This window comes from Vreelandella venusta, assembly GCF_015689495.1.
GTDB classification, from domain to species: domain Bacteria; phylum Pseudomonadota; class Gammaproteobacteria; order Pseudomonadales; family Halomonadaceae; genus Vreelandella; species Vreelandella venusta.
The window spans coordinates 2,206,119-2,225,378 of the sequence record NZ_CP065135.1; the positions used below are offsets into that span (position 1 = coordinate 2,206,119).

Annotated in this window: 18 protein-coding genes; 11 read left to right on the top strand and 7 right to left on the bottom strand. The window is 51.8% G+C overall.

Annotated elements, in window-relative coordinates; all coding sequences use genetic code 11:
• The 3 genes from serC to IR195_RS10575 form a co-directional block, all read right to left on the bottom strand.
• Positions 1–1,104 carry a 3-phosphoserine/phosphohydroxythreonine transaminase gene (serC, locus tag IR195_RS10565; protein ID WP_206049716.1) on the bottom strand — a complete coding sequence of 368 codons (1,104 nt, stop codon included), beginning with the start codon at positions 1,102–1,104 and terminating at the stop codon, positions 1–3.
• Positions 1,088–3,862 carry a DNA gyrase subunit A gene (gene gyrA / locus IR195_RS10570; protein WP_206049717.1) on the bottom strand — a complete coding sequence of 925 codons (2,775 nt, stop codon included), beginning with the start codon at positions 3,860–3,862 and terminating at the stop codon, positions 1,088–1,090. Before gyrA ends, serC begins: the two co-directional genes overlap by 17 nt.
• Positions 3,863–4,021: 159 nt before the next feature.
• A complete protein-coding gene (locus IR195_RS10575; RefSeq protein WP_206049718.1) occupies positions 4,022–4,450 on the bottom strand; it encodes an acyl-CoA thioesterase in 429 nt (142 codons plus the stop codon).
• Positions 4,451–4,608: 158 nt separating this feature from the next.
• On the opposite strand from IR195_RS10575, the gene IR195_RS10580 reads away from it, so the two are divergent.
• The 4 genes from IR195_RS10580 (at position 4,609) to metG (ending at position 9,453) form a co-directional block, all read left to right on the top strand.
• Positions 4,609–5,547, top strand: coding sequence for a recombination-associated protein RdgC (locus IR195_RS10580; protein WP_125748156.1), 939 nt, complete (start codon positions 4,609–4,611; stop codon positions 5,545–5,547).
• 58 nt (positions 5,548–5,605) lie between these two features.
• Positions 5,606–6,787 (top strand): 1-acyl-sn-glycerol-3-phosphate acyltransferase, encoded by a 1,182-nt coding sequence (locus IR195_RS10585; protein WP_125748159.1) that lies wholly within the window; start codon positions 5,606–5,608, stop codon positions 6,785–6,787.
• Between the two features lie 248 nt (positions 6,788–7,035).
• Positions 7,036–7,317, top strand: coding sequence for a hypothetical protein (locus IR195_RS10590; RefSeq protein ID WP_125748162.1), 282 nt, complete (start codon positions 7,036–7,038; stop codon positions 7,315–7,317).
• Between the two features lie 99 nt (positions 7,318–7,416).
• The gene (gene metG / locus IR195_RS10595; RefSeq protein ID WP_125748164.1) at positions 7,417–9,453 is read left to right on the top strand and encodes a methionine--tRNA ligase; all 2,037 of its coding nucleotides are present in this window, start codon (positions 7,417–7,419) and stop codon (positions 9,451–9,453) included.
• 130 nt (positions 9,454–9,583) lie between these two features.
• On the opposite strand, the gene IR195_RS10600 is transcribed toward metG, so the two are convergent.
• Genes IR195_RS10600 through IR195_RS10610 form a run of 3 tightly spaced genes read right to left on the bottom strand, consistent with a single transcriptional unit; the run spans position 9,584 to position 11,956 of the window.
• Positions 9,584–10,546 (bottom strand): PstS family phosphate ABC transporter substrate-binding protein, encoded by a 963-nt coding sequence (locus IR195_RS10600; RefSeq protein ID WP_206049719.1) that lies wholly within the window; start codon positions 10,544–10,546, stop codon positions 9,584–9,586.
• Complete coding sequence (locus IR195_RS10605) at positions 10,539–10,772, bottom strand: hypothetical protein (protein WP_206049720.1); 234 nt, start codon at positions 10,770–10,772, stop codon at positions 10,539–10,541. The genes IR195_RS10600 and IR195_RS10605 overlap by 8 nt, the downstream gene beginning before the upstream one ends.
• Before the next feature lie 20 nt (positions 10,773–10,792).
• On the bottom strand, positions 10,793–11,956 hold the full coding sequence (locus IR195_RS10610) for a Na/Pi symporter (RefSeq protein WP_125748169.1): 1,164 nt from the start codon (positions 11,954–11,956) through the stop codon (positions 10,793–10,795).
• A gap of 246 nt (positions 11,957–12,202) precedes the next feature.
• On the opposite strand from IR195_RS10610, the gene rsxA reads away from it, so the two are divergent.
• Genes rsxA through nth form a run of 7 tightly spaced genes read left to right on the top strand, consistent with a single transcriptional unit; the run spans position 12,203 to position 18,109 of the window.
• Positions 12,203–12,784, top strand: coding sequence for an electron transport complex subunit RsxA (gene rsxA, locus IR195_RS10615; protein ID WP_206049721.1), 582 nt, complete (start codon positions 12,203–12,205; stop codon positions 12,782–12,784).
• 5 nt (positions 12,785–12,789) lie between these two features.
• Complete coding sequence (gene rsxB, locus IR195_RS10620; protein WP_125748175.1) at positions 12,790–13,392, top strand: electron transport complex subunit RsxB; 603 nt, start codon at positions 12,790–12,792, stop codon at positions 13,390–13,392.
• Positions 13,379–15,055, top strand: coding sequence for an electron transport complex subunit RsxC (rsxC, locus tag IR195_RS10625; protein WP_206047465.1), 1,677 nt, complete (start codon positions 13,379–13,381; stop codon positions 15,053–15,055). The genes rsxB and rsxC overlap by 14 nt, the downstream gene beginning before the upstream one ends.
• Positions 15,052–16,101 carry an RnfABCDGE type electron transport complex subunit D gene (locus IR195_RS10630; protein WP_206047466.1) on the top strand — a complete coding sequence of 350 codons (1,050 nt, stop codon included), beginning with the start codon at positions 15,052–15,054 and terminating at the stop codon, positions 16,099–16,101. The genes rsxC and IR195_RS10630 overlap by 4 nt, the downstream gene beginning before the upstream one ends.
• Positions 16,098–16,757: an electron transport complex subunit RsxG gene (gene rsxG, locus IR195_RS10635; protein ID WP_125748183.1), complete on the top strand. Its 660-nt coding sequence runs from the start codon at positions 16,098–16,100 to the stop codon at positions 16,755–16,757. Before IR195_RS10630 ends, rsxG begins: the two co-directional genes overlap by 4 nt.
• Positions 16,754–17,455: an electron transport complex subunit E gene (locus IR195_RS10640; protein ID WP_125748186.1), complete on the top strand. Its 702-nt coding sequence runs from the start codon at positions 16,754–16,756 to the stop codon at positions 17,453–17,455. The genes rsxG and IR195_RS10640 overlap by 4 nt, the downstream gene beginning before the upstream one ends.
• Positions 17,456–17,470: 15 nt before the next feature.
• Complete coding sequence (gene nth / locus IR195_RS10645; RefSeq protein ID WP_172420925.1) at positions 17,471–18,109, top strand: endonuclease III; 639 nt, start codon at positions 17,471–17,473, stop codon at positions 18,107–18,109.
• A gap of 53 nt (positions 18,110–18,162) precedes the next feature.
• Here nth and IR195_RS10650 read toward each other — a convergent pair whose 3' ends face one another.
• Positions 18,163–19,221 carry a tRNA-queuosine alpha-mannosyltransferase domain-containing protein gene (locus IR195_RS10650; protein ID WP_206047467.1) on the bottom strand — a complete coding sequence of 353 codons (1,059 nt, stop codon included), beginning with the start codon at positions 19,219–19,221 and terminating at the stop codon, positions 18,163–18,165.
• Between the last annotated feature and the right edge of the window lie 39 nt (positions 19,222–19,260).

A 19,260-nucleotide genomic window follows, 5' to 3' on the forward strand; every position in this document is an offset into this window, starting at 1 on the left:
TTAGCCTCTTCGTTGTTCAAAATCCGCCATAAAGGCGATTAGCGCATCAACGGCCTCTTCAGGCACCGCGTTATATAGACTCGCACGCATACCGCCAACACTACGATGGCCCTTTAGGTTAAGAAGTCCCGCCTCGTCAGCTTCTTGCAGGAATACACTGTCTAAATTGCTATCGGCGAGCACAAACGGAACATTCATGCGGGAACGGTTGCGGCTGGCAATCGGATTTGTATAAAAATCACTGGCATCAATAGCAGCGTAAAGCTTCTGCGCTTTGCGCTGGTTAATGCTATCCATCACCTCTAAACCACCGATGTCATCTTTTAACCACTGGAAGACGAGGCCTGCCAAGTACCAAGCAAACGTTGGCGGCGTGTTGACCATAGAGCCCGCATCCGCAAGCATTTGATAATCAAACAGCGACGGAATGGAGCCAGATGCTTTGCCAAGCAAGTCATCACGAATAGCGACCAGGGTTAAGCCAGCCGGGCCAATGTTTTTCTGAGCTCCCGCGTAAATCACCCCAAACTGCACCACATCAATAGGGCCGGACAGGATGTTCGACGACATATCACAAACCAAAGGAACATCTACACCATCTGCACGCTGCACTCTTGGCGTATAGTCAAACTCTAAACCACCAATGGTTTCATTTGAGGTGTAATGCAAATAGGCAGCATCGCGGCTAATCGCCAATGCATTTTCATCCGGCACCGCCGTATGGCCATTGGCTTCGCTACTCGCCGCCACATGACAGTCAAACCCTAGCCGCTGAGCTTCACTAAGCGCCTTTTTCCCCCAAATGCCAGTTTGGATGAAGTTGGCACTCCCGCCTTGTCCAAGCAAGTTCATCGGCAACATCGCAAACTGCATGCTGGCTCCGCCCTGCAAGAAAAGCACTTTGTAATTGCTGGGAATACCCAGCAAATGGCGCAGGTCCGCTTCTGCTCGATCAGCAATAGCGACAAACTCATCACTGCGATGGCTCATCTCCATCACAGACAAGCCACGCCCTTGAAAATCCAGCAGTTCGTTGCGCGCACGTTCAAGCACTGCAACAGGCAGGGCCGCAGGCCCTGCGCAAAAGTTATAATGACGTGTCATCGGTTCCCTGTTCCTGTTCGCCATCGTCAGCGTTATCTGGCTTGCCGGGATCAACAGCATCGCTCTCGACGACATCGGCATCACTCGCACCAGTGTCTAGGGCGTCTGTTTCTGAGCTATCTGGCTCAAGCTCATCTATTTCGACAGGCTCATCCACACGGACAGTTTTCACTAGTTTTTCTTCTTTACCCAGGCGAATCAGCATAACCCCCTGAGTATTGCGCGAGGTCGTTGACACTTCTTCAACCCGAGTACGCACCAAGGTGCCGCGATCAGTGATCAGCATCATTTCATCGCTGTCATAGACTTGCATGGCAGCCACCAGAGCGCCGTTACGCTCGCTGGTTTGCATGGCAATAACGCCCTGCCCACCACGACCACGCAGCGGGAACTCTTCCAGGCGAGTACGCTTGCCGTAACCATTCTCACTGGCCGTGAGGATATAGATCTGACCTTCCGTTTGAGCATTTTCGGCCCCAACAACCTGGGCATCCGCATCGACATCGGCATCATCTTCAGCGTCGATTTGCTGGCTCTTAGGAATGATCAAGCTAATAACTTCAGCATCACCTGCCAAGCGCATACCGCGCACACCCCGGGCGGTACGACCCATGGCACGCACATTGCCTTCTTCGAAGCGGATCGCCTTACCGTTAGAGGAAAGCAGCATAGCGTGATCAGAGCCAGAGGTAATAGCCGCTCCCACCAAACGGTCGCCCTCTTCCAAATCAATGGCAATCAGGCCAACACTACGTGGACGAGAGAATTGCTCAAGACTGGTACGTTTAACGGTACCTTTCGCCGTGGCAAAGAAAATGTAGTGCTCAGGGTCGTAATCACGCACCGGTAAAATGGCGTTGACGGCTTCGCCTTCTTCAAGCGGAAGCATATTGACCAGCGGCTTGCCTCGAGAGCCACGACTAGCATTCGGCATCTCGTACACTTTCAGCCAATACACCTTGCCTCGGTTAGAGAACAGCAGCACAGTGTCATGGGTAGATGCGACCAGCAGGTGTTCAATAACGTCTTCATCTTTCATCGCGGTGGCTGACTTACCTCGTCCACCACGGCGTTGCGCCTGATAGTCAGATAACGGCTGAGTCTTGGCATAGCCGGAGCGGGAAACAGTGACCACCATATCTTCTTCAGCGATGAGATCTTCAATCGATAAATCAAGGTGGCTCGCCTGAATTTCCGTACGGCGGTCATCGCCATACTGCTCACGCACAGCATGCAGCTCTTCTCGGATCACTTCCATTAGGCGATCAGGAGACGCCAGGATGGTCGTAAATTCGGCGATTTTCTCAAGAATCGACAGGTATTCGTCTAACAGCTTCTCGGTTTCAAGACCTGTTAGGCGATGCAGACGAAGCTCTAGGATTGCTTGAGCCTGCGCAGGCGACAGTCGATATTCGGTTGCCGTGGTATTTAGACCAAACCCTTCATCCAGCTCTTCAGGCTTGCATGAGGTTGCGCCAGCGCGTTCCAACATCGCGGTAACCTGACCAGGTTGCCACGTTTTAGCTAATAATTTTTCGCGCGCTTCAGAGGCATTAGGAGATGCCTTAATAAGCTCGATTACTTCATCAATATTGGAGATGGCAACTGCCAGTCCTTCCAACAAATGGCCACGTTCACGGGCTTTTTTCAACTCATACAAGGTACGGCGAGTAACAACTTCACGGCGATGGCGAATAAACGCCTCAAGCATTTCTTTGAGGTTAAGAGTGCGTGGCTGGCCGTTTTCCAGCGCCACCATGTTAATCCCAAACACATTTTGCAGTTGTGTTTGCGCAAACAAGTTGTTGACGACGACATCACCCGATTCGCCGCGTTTGATCTCAATCACCACGCGCAGGCCGTCTTTATCCGACTCATCGCGAAGTTCAGCAATACCCTCGATTTTCTTCTCTTTTACCAGCTCAGCGATTTTTTCGATCAATCGCGCTTTATTCACCTGGTAAGGCAATTCAGTGATAATAATGTGATCGCGACCACTCTTATCATCATGCTCAATCGTGTGGCAGGCACGTACATAGATACGCCCACGCCCAGTGCGGTAGGCGTCTAAAATACCCGCACGACCATTGATAATGCCCCCGGTAGGGAAGTCCGGCCCAGGAATGTACTGCATGAGGTCATCAACGGTGAGCGTGTAATCATCAATTAACGCCAGACAACCATCGATTATTTCCCGCATATTATGAGGCGGGATATTGGTCGCCATGCCCACCGCAATCCCGGATGACCCATTGATTAACAGGTTCGGGACTTTAGTTGGTAGCACGGCAGGAATGCGTTCGGTGCCGTCGTAGTTATCGACCCAATCGACGGTGTCTTTTTCAAGATCAGCTAGCAGCTCGTGGGCAAGGCGCGCCATGCGCACCTCGGTGTAACGCATGGCGGCCGCGTTATCACCATCGATAGAACCAAAGTTACCCTGACCATCCACCAGTACGTGACGCATGGAAAAGTGCTGGGCCATACGAACGATAGTGTCATACACCGCACTATCGCCATGCGGATGGTATTTACCGATGACATCGCCGACGACACGCGCCGACTTCTTGTACGGTTTATTCCAATCGTTGCTCAGCTCATGCATGGCAAAAAGCACGCGCCGGTGAACCGGCTTGAGGCCGTCACGCACATCGGGAAGAGCGCGACCGATAATGACACTCATCGCGTAGTCGAGGTACGACTGTTTAAGCTCGTCTTCAATATTGACGGGCAAGATTTCTCTGGCGATGTCACCCATGAAAGTCAGATCCTTTGCACTGCATTGGCACTGCGAGAGTTGAAAGCGCTTAAAAAAGCCGCCCTTGATACCACAACAAGGCGGCGCGCAGAGTCAGCACCATCATACCACTGCATAAGCACCAAGGGCAGTCAGTGGCAACGGCATTACGTTTTATGCTTAAAAGGCGTCTTTATCGACCACAAGTCCCTCAAACACCGCTCGTACGTCTCCTTCAATGGGAGCGGCCTTATTTGCCTTCACATCAAGCAGAACAAAGGTTAAATCTGCCTGGGCAACTAACACACCGTCTTGACGCACAATTCGATGATGACAAACCGCACTACGATCGCCCACGCCTACTATGCCGGTCATAATCTGCAAATCATCGTTCTGTACAGCGGCCGCTCGATAATCAATATTTAGATTGACCACGACAAATGCTCGACCGGCCTTATGAAGTTGATTTATCAGGCGCGGATGGTCATCAAAAAAAGCCCAACGCCCCTCTTCCATAAATTCAAGATAGCGCGCGTTGTTGACGTGACCGTAGCCGTCTAAATGATAACCACGTACTCGCAGCGCAACGCTGGATATTACTGTAGACATAACACCCCCATCTCTAGACATCTGTTAACCATTCACAAAACCTCTCAAATCAAACACAAGTTTTAAACCAGTGCAATAATAAGGCAATCCCCCTAAGGCGCTGGTAGGAAAGGCTTGGTTTCGCCATAATGTGCCACCTTTTAAATAGGATTGGTGACATGTGGTTTAAGCACCTACATTTATACCGCCTTCACGGCGCCCCTGAGCTTGATAGCGATACACTAGCAAATGCGCTAGACGAGCACGCAGCCAAGCCTCTAGGCAATGCGGATGCGCGTCGCTTAGGCTGGACAGCCCCTGCAGGACGACTGGGGGGTGGTCAGCGGCTGCATGAAATCCAAGGCCACAGACTTCTTTCAGCTCTGCGCCAAGAGCGCCTGCTTCCCGCGTCTGTCGTAAAAGAGGAAGTGGACGATAAAGTCGCTGATATCGAAGCCAGCGAAGGCCGCAAGGTAACGCGCAAAGAAAAAACCGCGCTGAAAGAGCAAGTCACTGAGGAACTAATGCCCCGCGCATTTGTTCGCAGTCAGAAAATCGATTTATGGTGGGATACGCGTCATCAATTAATTGGCGTCAATGCCAGCTCTCGTACACGGGCAGAAGATGTACTGGATCTCCTGCGTGAAACGCTGGGTAGCTTGAAAGTCACACCGCTGACATCACAAACACTGCCTATCCGTGCTATGACGCAATGGCTGGGCGAAGCGGAAAGCCGCCCTGCTGATCTTGTGTTAGGGGATCAGGTTGAGTTAAAAGCCAAAGGCGATGATGGCGTACTGCGTGCTCGCCAAGTTGATCTAGATAGCGACGAGATCCAGCAATTGCTTGAAAGCGGGCGTCAAGCCAGCAAGCTCGCAGTTAGCTTGGAAGGTCGTTTAAGCTTTGTTCTGCATGATGATTTAGCGCTGAAATCATTGCGTTTTGGCGATGCATTAATAGAGGAAGCTGATCACGCAGATGATGGCGATGATGCACTTGCACGCTTAGAAACTGATTTTATTTTGATGGCGCAGGCACTTTCTGACGATATTCCTCGCCTAATCGAGTGGCTGGGTGGGGAAGCTCAGCGCGAAGCTGCTTCCCAGCCAGACGCTTAATTCAGCTGTTAGCCTGCTGATGTAAACTGTTTATTTCTGCCTATATCCAACGGATCGCATGACTCATCACAACAACGCACTTAACGCTGACACCGCCAACGACCCCTGGGCTGATATTCGCCCCTATATGGATCATGAAGTGGCCGATGTTCTTGAGCGCCTATCACATGATAGCGAGCTTTTAAATGCATTGACTCAGTTCAGGCTCCCGCGCATGGCCAAGTGGGCGCCTCCCATTGCCCGCGCTTTAGCAGGCCATGCCATCCGCCGCGAAGTAAAGGGCGTTACATCCGTATATGATTTCCAGATGCGTATCGCCAGCTATATGGAGCGCATGATTCGCACTACTACGGATGCCTTCGAAGTCTCCGGACTTGATAAGCTCGACCACGACAGCGCCTATCTGTTTATAGGCAACCATCGCGATATATCGCTAGACCCCGCATTTGTGAACTACGCGCTTTATCTAGCTAATCGCGATACCGTGCGTATTGCGATCGGCGATAATCTGCTGAAAAAGCCCTACGTCACCGATCTAATGCGGTTAAACAAAAGCTTTATTGTACCGCGCAGTGCCCGAGGCAAGCGGGCGATGCTGGCGGCATATCAGCAGCTATCAGCCTATATCCGCCACTCAATTACTGTTGACCAGCACTCTATTTGGATGGCACAGCGAGAGGGTCGAGCTAAAAATGGCATTGATCGCACCGACCCAGCCATTATCAAAATGCTGACCATGGCCAGACGCAACGCTGACCGGGATATGGTATTTGGTGACGCCATCGCCGAGTTGAAACTAGTGCCGGTATCGATTAGCTACGAATACGATCCTTGCGATCAGCAGAAAGCTCAGGAACTTCACGACATCGCTACCGAAGGAAGCTACGCGAAAAGCGAATTCGAAGATATCCGCTCTATTGTGTTAGGCATCACTGGTCCAAAAGGTCGAGTGCAACTGCGCTTTGGCAGTCCAGTAGGTGCTGATATGGCGACGCCTGATGAAGTGGCAGCGGAAATTGACCGCCAAGTGATCGGCGGTTATCGCTTGTTCCCTAGCCATTATTTAGCTTTGGAAGCGTTAGGCGAATCGCCAGAACTCATTGCCCGTAAAACGATAACGCGTCAAGACAGGGAGCGCTTTAACGCCCGGTTGGCAAGTATTCCTGAAGCGTTGCGGCCTTATTGGTTGGAACAGTACGCCAATCCTGTCAAACACAAAGCTGGGCGCCTGAGCCTTTAAAGCGGCAAAGGTACTGGAGACATACGTACTGGAGACATACGTACTGGAGACATACGTACTGGAGACATACGTACTGGGAACATATGCACGGGAGACACAGGCGCTGAACAAGTGCGCTAGTAAAAACTCAACAGGCTGCACCCAATGCTCCCAGGAACCCATGCTCAGCAGTAAAAAAAGTGCTATGGTCAAAGCATTCATTGGTCTCGCTTGAACATCCCTCAAGCGCGGTCTTAAGGAGAACTCCAATGTCCGCATCAGAAATTCAAAAAACACGTATTATTAATGAACTACGCGACTTTATTCGCAAGCTGCTCCAAGATCCAAAAATCTTAGAACAATCCCTCGCGATTGCACGACTGCAGCTAGCCGAAGGCAATAGCCCTGCCGTGATGGCCAATATTGCCAACGAAATCTCCGACACTACGAGCGTCCATATCCCCGAAGACCCCACCGAGCACTCTGAGGCTGACAAGCTTTTTTTAGAGCTTCTGCGTGAAGTCGTTCAGGAAGAGCAGGCACTCTACTAGTGGAGTAATCGCTGTAAGCAGCATGTTGACGTTACCGGCGAAGCGAACCTCTACTTCGCCGTCTTAATTTGCACTGCCTAACCGGAATTATCATTCACCATGTCAAATACTGCCCCGCGCAACATTTTGGTGACAAGCGCGCTCCCTTATGCCAACGGCGCCATTCATTTGGGTCATCTTCTTGAGTACATCCAAACCGACATTTGGGTGCGTTTTCAAAAAAGTCGTGGACAGCAGTGCTACTACGTTTGCGCCGACGACGCCCACGGCACTGCCATTATGCTGCGGGCTGAGCAGGAAGGCATCACGCCCGAAGCCCTGATTGAGCGCGTTTCTCAGGATCATCAGGAAGATTTCGCCCGCTTTGGCGTGGGATTTGATAACTATCACTCCACCCATTCAGATGAAAACCGTTATTTTAGCGAACTGATCTACACCCGCTTACGTGATAAAGGCCACATTGCCACCCGCGATATTGAGCAAATGTTTGATCCGCAAAAGGGCCTATTCCTAGCGGACCGCTTTATTAAGGGCACGTGTCCAAAATGTGGTGCCGATGATCAATATGGCGATAACTGTGAAAAGTGCGGCGCCACTTACACGCCTGCTGACTTGATCAATCCTGTCTCAGCTATTTCTGGGGCAACACCAGAAGTACGCAGCTCTACGCATTACTTCTTCAAGCTACCAGACTTTGCAGAGTTCCTTCAGCAATGGATTAATGACGGCCATGTACAGCCGCAAATTCGTAACAAGCTGATGGAGTGGTTCGAGTCGGGCTTTAATGAGTGGGACATCTCCCGAGACGCCCCCTACTTTGGCTTTGAAATCCCGGATGCTCCAGGTAAATACTTCTATGTCTGGCTAGATGCCCCCATCGGCTACTTAGCAAGTTTTAAAAACCTATGTGAGCGAAAAGGTATCGACTTCGATACTTTTTGGAGGAAAGATTCCGACGCAGAGGTTTACCACTTCATTGGCAAAGATATTGTCTATTTCCATGCCTTATTCTGGCCTGCCATGCTGCATGGTGCAGACCTCCGTACGCCGACTGCGGTCAACTGTCACGGTTTTTTAACTGTAGACGGCGCCAAGATGTCAAAATCTCGTGGCACTTTCATTAAAGCAGCTACCTACGCTGAATATTTAAATCCAGAGTACTTACGCTACTACTTTGCCGCTAAATTGACATCTAAAGTGGATGACCTAGATCTTAACCTCGACGACTTTTCTGCGCGGGTTAATGCTGACCTGGTAGGCAAAGTAGTCAATATCGCCAGCCGCTGCGCCGGTTTTGTCAAAAAGCTGGGCGGCGGCAAGCTGGCTGAACACTGCGCCGAACCACAAATGGTCGCGCGCTTTATCGCGGCTGGCGACGAGATTGCCGACGATTTTGAGGCGCGTGAATTTAGCCGGGCTATGCGCAAAATCATGGAATTGGCCGACGACGCCAATACGTACATCGCCGACAAGGCCCCCTGGGCGCTAGCCAAGCAGGAAGGCCGTGATACCGAAGTGCTGGAAATCTGCTCAGTTGGCATCAACTTATTCCGCCAGTTGATGGTCTATCTTGCACCAGTGGTGCCAAGCATGGCCGAACAGGCACGTGAATTCCTAGCGATCGAATCACTCGATTGGGACAGCCGCAATAGCGTATTAGTCAATCATTCGATCAACAAATTCAAGCCGTTAATGACGCGGGTTGAGCGGGATAAGATTGACGCTATGATTGAGGCATCCAAGGAGGATTTAGTGGAAGAACAGAAGCTGAAAAACACTCCCAAAGGCCCCTTGGCGGAAGAGCCAATTGCAGCAGAAATCAGCTTTGATGATTTCGCGAAAGTTGATTTACGCATTGCCCGTATTGCCAAAGCTCAGTACGTTGAAGGCGCTGACAAACTGCTCCAGCTTACGCTGGATTTAGGCGGTGAAACACGTAACGTCTTTTCAGGTATTCGTTCGGCTTATTCACCAGAAGCGCTTGAAGGCCGCTTGACGATTATGGTGGCTAACTTAGCTCCTCGTAAAATGCGCTTCGGTTTATCAGAAGGCATGGTATTAGCATCTGCTAACAAAGAAGGTATTTACCTCCTTTCACCCGATGCCGGTGCGGAACCAGGACAGCGTGTAACTTAACGGCTAATAGATTAATCAGTCACTAATAAGGGGCAAGGCCTGCTACAGCCTTAGCCCCTTTTTTTGTCCATCGCTTAGCGACAATAAGCTGCCCAGAAAACAGCTAATACGCGGTCAGCTTGTTACTCCCTCACTGGCTCTCAAGCTGACGAAGCGCGTCGAGGGTGTCAGCATACTCCTGTTCTTCAAGCGGAAGGTATCCGGTAAAATGAATCCAGTCACGAATGCCTTCGACATAGGCCATAGCGAAACGGTGAAGTTCCGGTTTGTCCTCAACACTTTGTCTATTCAGATAAAGATAAAGCGGACGAGATAAGGGGGTGTATTCACCACGCTTGACGGTTTCCAGCGTCGGAAATACGGGTTGATCGCTATTGGCCACCGCAAGGAGCTTTAGCTCATTCCAGTGACGATGATATCCGCCGATACCAAAGAAACCTAAAGCACCTGGTTCAGCAGCGATTTGCGCAGCTAGAAACTCCTCATCTTCGCTGGCAACGTAGTCCATCCGACTACTACGCGTCGTGCCTACAATGGCCGTTGTGAAGTAGTCATAAGTTCCCGAGTCCTGTCCTCGACCAAATAGCTCAATGGGTTCATCTGGCCAACTTGCACGCACATCACGCCACGTCATGACCTCGCCTTCTGACGCCGGAGACCAAAGCCTGTGAAGTTCGTCGACAGTAATATCATTTGCCCAGCGGTTGGATGGATGCACCACGATCGAAATCGCATCCATCGCAATAGGCACTTCCACATACGCTACATCGTTAGATGCGCACACAGCCCGTTCGCTTTCGTCTATTGGCCGCGATGCATTATTAATATCAGTCTCGCCTGCACAAAACTTCTCAAAACCAGCCGTTGTTCCAGTGAACTCGACGGCAATATTGGCATCAGGATTGGCGCGCTCATAGCGACGTGCTGCTTCTCGCGTCAATGGGTAAACGGTACTGGAACCACTGGCAGTTAAATCACCAGAGGCGGCTGCCTGCATTGAGTGGCTATCCTCGCTATAGCCTTGAAGCACAAGGCCCAACAGCATGCCTGACGCTATCAAGGAGTAGGAATATCCGCGTGTAGCATTAGTCATTGCCTCCCCCCAGCTCTTTCTTGAGAGCTTGCCAGAAGGTTTTAAGACCGCTCACTTTGGTATCTACAGCATCAATATACTGATCAAGCTGGTCGATTAGCTCATGCTGCTCATGCTCTTCCCGCTCCTGGGTGGACGCCTCAGCCAACTGTGCTTCCAGTTCATCAATCGATTCACGTAGTTCGCGAATACGTGCTTCTGTCTCAATTCTGCGCTGTGAACTCATACCGATTCCATCCCCTTAGATCAAAACAACTGGCTCGCCCCGATCAGGAGCAATGGCAGCATAAAGAAAACACCTAAAATATAAGCCACCACATAGAGTTTGTTTTTCTGTGCCAGCTCCGCAAGGCCAGTGGCAATGCTAGGTGGAACGCCACGTAAAAAAGGCAGGCCGTATATGACCAGTATCCCCACTAGGTTAAACATCAGATGCACCAAGGCAATCTGCATAGCCAATACCGCCGTTGGGCCACTTATCGCCGTTGCAGCGAGCAGCGCAGTGATACAGGTACCCACATTGGTACCTAAGGTGAACGGATAGACCTGCCTGAGATTAAATACCCCCGTGCCAGCAAGTGGCACAATCAGTGCTGTGGTGGTAGAGGACGACTGCACCAACAGCGTAATGATTGCCCCCGAACACATGCCCGAGACAGGCCCTCTCCCCACGCTTGCGTGCATGATGTCACGCGCCTTACCCACCATGACCTTGCGCAATACTTTACCAATCGCCGTTACCACAAAGAGGATTAGTGCCACCCCAATAACAATCAGCGCAATGCCCATCCAGACCTGATTCGGCAGCCACGATACCGAGGCGCTCAGCAAGTCGGTCGCCGGTGAAATCGCCATTTTCATGAAATTGACGCTTTTCATGTCGACGCTGGCATCGCTAACAAAAAAGCCCGCCAGCAAGGCAGAGGTTTTTTCTAAAAAACCAAACATCATTTCTAAGGGAAGCAATATAGCCACGGCAACGATATTGAACGCATCGTGCACCGTCGCCGCAGAGAAGGCACGGCGAAACTCTTCACCACTACGCACATGGCCTAAACTAACGATAGTACTGGTCAGCGAAGTACCAATGTTGGCACCCATGATAAGCGGAATCGCAATACTGACTGGCAAGCCCCCCGCCACCATCCCCACAATGATAGCGGTTACAGTACTTGAACTCTGAATTAGCGCGGTTGCGACAACCCCGATAACTAATCCAATGATTGGATTAGTGGCAAATGAAAATAGCTCCTTAGCATTGCTTGCGGTAGCAGCCTTGAAACCATCTCCAATAGCCCCGACCGCAGCTAACAACAAATAAACCAGTCCAATGACAATTAACCATGATAGCCATTGCGACGTCCCAGGGCGCTCCCCCTGCGTCGGTAAGACAACTCCTGAAGTCGACATTGTGTTCCCCCTCCCTAGCTGATTTTAATTTGGATGAGAGTATGCCGGGATGATGTCGGTTTGATGACAGATTTGAAGCGCTTTCAAGGTCAAGACCTAAGCTTGCAGCTGGCGGTATTAAGGGAGGGTGGGCATCGGCAGAGCGGTAGCAAGCTCTGCTGACCTAGAGCTTATTTCTGCTCAATAATCAGTCATAGCGCTCCCCCTACTAGCCAGCAACGATTTTTCTGCGCACAATACGCCGCTATGAATGAACTCTTCTTGATTTTGGTCAGCACTGCACTGGTCAACAACTTCGTATTGGTACAGTTTTTAGGGCTCTGCCCGTTTATGGGGGTTTCCAATAAGCTGGAATCCGCGATGGGTATGTCGCTGGCGACGACGTTTGTGCTAACACTAGCATCTGCCGCTAGCTATGTGGTCTATCATGGCTTACTTGTACCCTTAGACGTTACTTATCTTCGCACTATCAGCTTTATCGTTGTTATTGCCGCCGTCGTGCAATTCACCGAAATCATGGTGCGCCAACTCAGTCCACTGTTGCATCAAGTGCTGGGGATCTTTCTACCGCTGATTACGACTAATTGTGCGGTACTTGGCGTTGCCCTGTTATCACTTAACCGCGAGCTTAGTTTCTTTCATACGACTCTCTATGGCTTGGGCGCTGCGCTGGGTTTTTCGATGATTTTGGTGCTGTTCGCAGCGATGCGAGAGCGATTGGCCAGTGCTGATATACCAACCCCGTTTAGAGGTGCCGCCATTGCAATGGTCACCGCCAGTCTTATGTCACTGGCCTTTCTCGGCTTTTCAGGTTTAGTACAGGGGTAACCGCCATGGGAGACATATTTTCTTGGTGGGGCATTCTCAGCGCAGTGGGGGTGTTGACCGGAATTGGCATCACGTTTGGAGCACTACTGGGAATGGCCAGTGTGCGTTTCAAGGGCGAAGAGAACCCGCTGGTAGAGCAGATTGATGCGCTGCTGCCACAAACCCAATGTGGTCAGTGCGGTTACCCAGGCTGTCGGCCATATGCCGAAGCCATCAATCAGGGTGATGCTTTGAATAAGTGCCCGCCAGGCGGCGAAGCGACTATTCACGCATTAGCAGACTTATTAGGCCGAGAGCCTGTGCCACTGGATGGCGAAGCAGCCAGCGAAGATAGCGTTGCATTTATTCGTGAAGCCGAGTGCATTGGCTGCACTAAGTGCATCCAAGCATGCCCAGTGGATGCCATTATTGGCGCTGCAAAGCAAATGCATACGGTGATAGAAGATGAATGCACCGGCTGCGATTTGTGCGTTGCCCCCTGCCCCGTCGACTGTATTGATATGTTGCCCAGAAGCAAGCCTCTCAACCAATGGCAGCCTGTCGTCACCATAGCACCGTTAATCGCCAGCGATCGCCAGCTAACCAGGAGCCAGCATGCCAGCCTATGAATTTCCAGGTGGCATTACTCCGCCCGAACGAAAAGACCGCTCTAACCAATCGCCGCTTCGCAACGCGACGCTACCTACCCGGGTAACACTTCCGCTCAAACAGCATTCAGGTAATCCCGCGACCCCCTGTGTGGCGATCGGAGATGCGGTTCAGGTAGGTAGCCTGATTGCCCAACGAGATGGCATGATATCGGCCAATCTGCACGCCAGCATTAGTGGGACAGTGACTCAGATTAGTGATAGCGCCATCACCATCGATGCCGATGGTTTAGACCGCTGGCAAACGCTGCCCTCGCTTGACTGGCGTAGCGAAGACCACCAAGCGATCATTGCTAGACTAGACAGCTGTGGGCTAGTAGGCCTTGGTGGTGCAGGCTTTCCTGCTTATATCAAAGCCCAAATTGCGGATCATCAGCGCATTGATACGCTCGTCGTCAACGCCGCCGAATGCGAGCCGTATATCACAGCAGACGACTTGGCTCTTCGCCACTATCCAACCGAGATACTGGAAGGCGCGCAAATGGTCGCTAGGCTTTGTGGTGCCCATCAGATTGTGGTGGGTATTGAAGATAATAAGCCCGAAGCGATCCATGCATTAAGAGAGGTGCTCTCTCACTTTCAAAAGTCTGACTGCCAGCATCCAGTGAGCATAACGATGGAGGTCATCGAGACCCGCTATCCCAGCGGTGGTGAGCGCCAACTGATCAAAAAACTGCTCAACCTCGATGTTCCCAGTGGTGGCCTTCCGGCCGATGTCGGTGTTCTCTGCCACAACCCCGGCACACTGCTGGCAGCGCTATATGCAGTACGTGATGGTAAACCTTTGGTCGAGCGAATTGTCACCTTGACGGGAGACGCCATCAGCACACCAGGCAACTACTGGGTGCGCCTTGGCACACCTGTTGAAACGCTGCTTCAGCAGGTAGGATTAAACCAACAGCTTCATCAAGTCATTGTGGGCGGCCCGATGATGGGCTCACCACTCACAACACTTGATGCCTCGGTGACCAAAACGACAAACTGCTTGATTGCAGCTACCCGTGAAGAGCTTCCTCCAGCCCCTTGTGAGTCCCCCTGCATTCGCTGCGGTGCCTGTGAAAGTGTTTGCCCTGTTCAGCTTCTTCCGCAACAGCTGCATTGGTATGCCCGTGCAGAGAACGACGCTACATTGGAAAAACTCCACTTATTTGATTGTATTGAGTGCGGCGCCTGCAGTTATGTTTGCCCTAGTTACATTCCATTAGTACAAGACTATCGTTCGGCAAAGCAGCGTATTCGCATTAAGCGCATTGAGTCCGCCAAAGCCGATCACGCTAAACATCGCTTTGAATTTCGTCAGGCTCGGCTGGCGCGCGAGAATGCCGAGAAGCAAGCTCGTCGCCAAGCGAGGCAGGCACAAAGTCGTCAGACGTCAGATAGCGCAAAGACAACCGACAGCACAACGCCAGTAGTGGATTTACGCAGCTTGCGGATTGCTCAAACCGCCGCTAAAGCGGCAGTGAGAAAAGCTGAAAAAACCCTCGCAAGGGCTGCAGCTGAAGACCCAAATCAGCGCCACGATGATTTAGAAACTCAACTGGCCACCGCCCAAGAAAACCTTAAGGCAGCTGATACCCGGCTGGCTGAAGCTCGCGCCACGATGGCACAACAGGAATCGCCATGAGCATGATGCACGCCTCGCAGCGAACGACTGAATCAGTTAATACGATGCCACCCACCGCCCAGCTAATGCGATGGGTGATCGTCGCCACTGCACCGGGCCTTGGCGCAATGACGTTTTACTTCGGCCTGGGCGTTATTAGTAATGTGCTTTTAGCCGCCCTATTTGCACTCGGCGCAGAAGCGCTGGTGTTAAAACTTCGCCGGCGTCCGTTACAGCCTGCGCTTAGAGATTCAAGTGCGCTATTAACCGGCGTACTGCTAGGTGCATCGCTACCACCTGCTAGCCCCTGTTGGCTCATTGGGATAGGCGTTATTGCGGCCATCGTGGTTGCTAAACACCTGTATGGCGGCCTAGGCCAGAATCCTTTCAATCCCGCTATGGTGGGTTACGCGCTGTTATTAGTGTCGTTCCCCACGTATATGACGTTATGGTCACCTCCGCAGCCATTTATCTCTGAAAACCTATGGCCCCAGATAACTGGTACCTTATCGGCAGCCACGCTTGATGCACTAAGTGGTGCTACGCCGCTAGATGCCTTTAAACATAAAGGCGAAACGCTACTGGCCAGCGAGTTTTGGGCTAGTCAGCCTTTACCTGAAGGAACATTGAACGCTTGGCGCAACGTCGCGCTAGCCTGGTTAGCAGGTGGACTGTTGTTAATTGCCAAACGGATTATCAGTTGGCATATCCCTGTCTCGATGCTTGTTAGCATGGCAGTGCTAGCCACGCTTTTTTATGCCAGCGACCCAAGCCACTTTGCGTCACCGCTGTTTCACCTAACCACGGGTGCAGCAATGTTCGGTGCATTTTTCATTGCCACTGATCCCGTCTCAGCGGCGACCAGCCGCCGAGGAAAACTATTTTTTGGCGCGGGGATTGGCGCCTTGGTGATGATTATTCGCACGTTTGGCGGCTACCCCGATGCAGTGGCATTTGCCGTTTTACTGATGAACTTATGTGTACCGCTATTGGATATCTATACCGTGCCACGCCCTACGGGCCAGCCTAAAGCACAGCAGCATGCCAAGCACGGTGACTCACCATGACCTCCCGCCAAGCCATGCTACGCGGCGCTTTCGCCTTAGGAATGTTCTCGCTGGTCACTGCAGGCAGCGTTGCGTTGACCCGAGCGGTGACTGCCGAGCGTATCGCTGATCATCAGCTAGCCTATCAACACCGCCAACTGCAGGATGTATTGCCTGCCGCATTAGCAGACGTAGCGGTTCAAACGGTTTTAGATGGCGTATTCAAACTTCCTAACCCGGAACAGCTGGGGCACCGCGAACCTCAACAGGGATGGTACGTCCAGCGCGATCATCAGCGGGTCGTCATCCTGCCGGTCGTTACTCGCCAAGGCTATAATGGCGAAATTCGGCTACTGGTGGGCATTGACCAGCAGCAACGTATTACCGGGGTACGCGTTACCCACCACCAAGAAACGCCTGGGCTTGGCGATGACATTGAGCGCCAGCGTAGTGACTGGATAACTAAATTTAACGGTTTGAGTTTAAATAGCCTGCCGCCGGGAGGATGGGCCGTAGGTAAAGATGGCGGCCACTTTGACGCTTTCACAGGCGCCACCATTACGCCACGCGCAGTCGTCAACGCCGTCCAGAGTGCTCTTAGCTATGTCTCCGGACATGTCGCCGAAAACGCTGCCGAAACAGAACTCCCTATCACCTTCGAAGAGTCCAGCCAATGAGTCAGTGGCGCGAACTAGCCCGAAACGGCCTATGGTCGAATAACCCTGCTCTCGTTCAGTTACTGGGGCTATGCCCCTTACTGGCTGTTAGTGGTAGCGTTGTCAATGCACTGGGATTGGCATTCGCTACCCTGCTTGTCATGGTGGGTGCTAGCACGACTATTTCGCTGATTCGCCACCAGGTTCCCAGCGCAGTAAGACTGCCTGCCTTTGTTATGGTGATTGCCGCTTTCGTGACCTGCGCTGAGCTTTTAATGGCTGCATTTGCCTATTCGCTTTACCAAGTATTGGGAATTTTTATTCCATTGATCGTCACTAACTGTGCCATTTTAGGGCGTGCAGATGCGTTCGCCTCCCGCCAGCCAGTCATACCGGCCGCCATTGATGGCTTTATGATGGGGCTGGGGTTTGGTGCCGTATTGATTCTGCTCGGGGCACTACGCGAGCTGCTTGGGCAAGGCACGCTGTTTAGCGATATGGAACTACTATTTGGGCCGATTGCCAGCAACTGGCAACTCACCTTCGTCGATGATTATCAATTTTTGTTTTTCGTACTGCCACCCGGGGCTTTTTTCGTTGCGGGGCTGTTGATTGCGCTAAAGAATGTAATTGATCAACGCCGTAGCGCTCGCGCGCAACCTGTTCAAGCCGTCTCCCGAACCGAACGTCGCGTACGCGTTACTGGCACTATCAAATAACCAAGAGAGCACCCGATGAATGCCCAAAAGCGTCATGAAATTTTTGCTCGCCTGCAGGCGGAGAACCCGCATCCCACGACTGAGCTAAACTGGAGCACGCCCTTTGAACTGCTAGCCGCGGTGCTGCTATCTGCTCAAGCCACGGACGTTGGTGTTAACAAGGCCACTGATAAGCTTTTCCCTGTGGCCAATACGCCCCAAGGGATCATTGACCTGGGTATCGATGGGCTAAAAAGTTACATTAAAACCATTGGGCTGTTTAACACTAAAGCCGAAAACCTGATGAAAACCTGTCACTTGCTGATCAACCAACATGGTGGCGAGGTCCCTGAAACACGCAAAGCGCTGGAAGCCTTACCGGGGGTAGGCAGAAAAACCGCCAATGTGATTTTAAACACCGCGTTTGGCCAGCCTACCATCGCCGTAGACACACACATTTTTCGAGTTTCTAACCGCACGGGCATCGCCAAAGGCAAAGATGTCGTTGAGGTTGAGCAAAAGCTACTACGCCATGTTCCTAAGGCATTTAAACAGGACGCCCACCACTGGCTGATTCTTCATGGGCGCTATACCTGCATTGCCCGTAAGCCCCGCTGCGGCAGCTGCATTATTGAAGACCTGTGCGATTATCAAGACAAAACCGAACTTGCTTAAGTCCGCAGGCTGTTAACCTGAACAAAGCCGGGCTTCGGCCAACAATGCAGTGATCAGTGTCCCATCAAAAGCGCACGATACGCGTGACGCCATTCGGGCCACTGCCACTGCCAGGTGTTCAAAAGCGTTGGCTGGCTAGCAGGGTCGGTTAACCAAGCGTGCAGGCGTTGGTAAAGCCCCTCTCGCGTGCCATCAAAGCGATAGTCGTTCGGGTATAATTCGGGGAAACACAGCCTGTCTGGCACTAGCGGGACCGCGCCGCGCTGGGCCGCCTCCATAATGGCTAACCCCTGGAACTCGTGCCATGTAGTAGAGACCACAATACCACCGCCTGCTAGCAACGCTCGATACTCCGCCTCTGGCTGTGGCCCCCAGCAAATTGTGTGCGCCGCCAAGCGCTCTTCTGCCTCATCAAAAATGGCAGGTACATCGCGAAAGCGCTGCCCAAGCACCGCCAACTCAAAGGGCACCCGCTGCTCACTCAGTTTGAACAGCACTGCAAAGAAATCCTCGGGATTTTTATCGTACTCCCAGCGATGATTCCAGATAATCCGCCGTGGGTGTACGCTTACCTGGGGAATAACCGCTAGCGGCATTATTGGTACAGGTAACACTTTTGCCTGTTGGCGCAAGCGCTCTAACGGCTTAGCTGCTGGCAGGTTTTCAGGCATTTTTTTTAACAACCGCCGCGCACCGTCGAAAAAAGAGTCGCGGTTGTAGGCGCTATTAAACACCAGCGTATCCGCCGCCAACGCTGCGTATAAATTGACCATCTTGGCCTCTACCTGGGAGATCTGATCGCTAGACTCTGGGTAGGCAAACTGGTTTTCATGAAAGTAAACAATCTTTCTGGCACGCCCTAAATGCGGAAATAAGCCAACCAGCGTGGCAATATCGACCATCGAAGTGGCTAACACAACCTCATAGGGTTCACTCAGCGTCTCATACTCTTTTAACCACCAACTCAATGGGTTACCGCGGATTCGCCACGAAAAGTGGCGTGGTGGCAAGCTAAGCAACGTCCAAGAGACATCACTTACTTCGGCCATCAGACTGTGAGCCCAATAGCGGTGACTAACAGCCTCATAAGCAGACAATAATAAAACGCGCATAAACACCTTAATAAAAAGCCCACTAAGCGAAGTAAACAG

Excerpts from the sequence above, each read along its gene's own strand:
- serC (WP_206049716.1), bottom strand. The coding sequence starts at position 1,104 with ATGACACGTCATTATAACTTTTGCGCAGGGCCTGCGGCCCTGCCTGTT.
- gyrA (WP_206049717.1), bottom strand. The coding sequence starts at position 3,862 with ATGGGTGACATCGCCAGAGAAATCTTGCCCGTCAATATTGAAGACGAG.
- IR195_RS10575 (WP_206049718.1), bottom strand. The coding sequence starts at position 4,450 with ATGTCTACAGTAATATCCAGCGTTGCGCTGCGAGTACGTGGTTATCAT.
- IR195_RS10580 (WP_125748156.1), top strand. The coding sequence starts at position 4,609 with ATGTGGTTTAAGCACCTACATTTATACCGCCTTCACGGCGCCCCTGAG.
- IR195_RS10585 (WP_125748159.1), top strand. The coding sequence starts at position 5,606 with ATGACTCATCACAACAACGCACTTAACGCTGACACCGCCAACGACCCC.
- IR195_RS10590 (WP_125748162.1), top strand. The coding sequence starts at position 7,036 with ATGTCCGCATCAGAAATTCAAAAAACACGTATTATTAATGAACTACGC.
- metG (WP_125748164.1), top strand. The coding sequence starts at position 7,417 with ATGTCAAATACTGCCCCGCGCAACATTTTGGTGACAAGCGCGCTCCCT.
- IR195_RS10600 (WP_206049719.1), bottom strand. The coding sequence starts at position 10,546 with ATGACTAATGCTACACGCGGATATTCCTACTCCTTGATAGCGTCAGGC.
- IR195_RS10605 (WP_206049720.1), bottom strand. The coding sequence starts at position 10,772 with ATGAGTTCACAGCGCAGAATTGAGACAGAAGCACGTATTCGCGAACTA.
- IR195_RS10610 (WP_125748169.1), bottom strand. The coding sequence starts at position 11,956 with ATGTCGACTTCAGGAGTTGTCTTACCGACGCAGGGGGAGCGCCCTGGG.
- rsxA (WP_206049721.1), top strand. The coding sequence starts at position 12,203 with ATGAATGAACTCTTCTTGATTTTGGTCAGCACTGCACTGGTCAACAAC.
- rsxB (WP_125748175.1), top strand. The coding sequence starts at position 12,790 with ATGGGAGACATATTTTCTTGGTGGGGCATTCTCAGCGCAGTGGGGGTG.
- rsxC (WP_206047465.1), top strand. The coding sequence starts at position 13,379 with ATGCCAGCCTATGAATTTCCAGGTGGCATTACTCCGCCCGAACGAAAA.
- IR195_RS10630 (WP_206047466.1), top strand. The coding sequence starts at position 15,052 with ATGAGCATGATGCACGCCTCGCAGCGAACGACTGAATCAGTTAATACG.
- rsxG (WP_125748183.1), top strand. The coding sequence starts at position 16,098 with ATGACCTCCCGCCAAGCCATGCTACGCGGCGCTTTCGCCTTAGGAATG.
- IR195_RS10640 (WP_125748186.1), top strand. The coding sequence starts at position 16,754 with ATGAGTCAGTGGCGCGAACTAGCCCGAAACGGCCTATGGTCGAATAAC.
- nth (WP_172420925.1), top strand. The coding sequence starts at position 17,471 with ATGAATGCCCAAAAGCGTCATGAAATTTTTGCTCGCCTGCAGGCGGAG.
- IR195_RS10650 (WP_206047467.1), bottom strand. The coding sequence starts at position 19,221 with ATGCGCGTTTTATTATTGTCTGCTTATGAGGCTGTTAGTCACCGCTAT.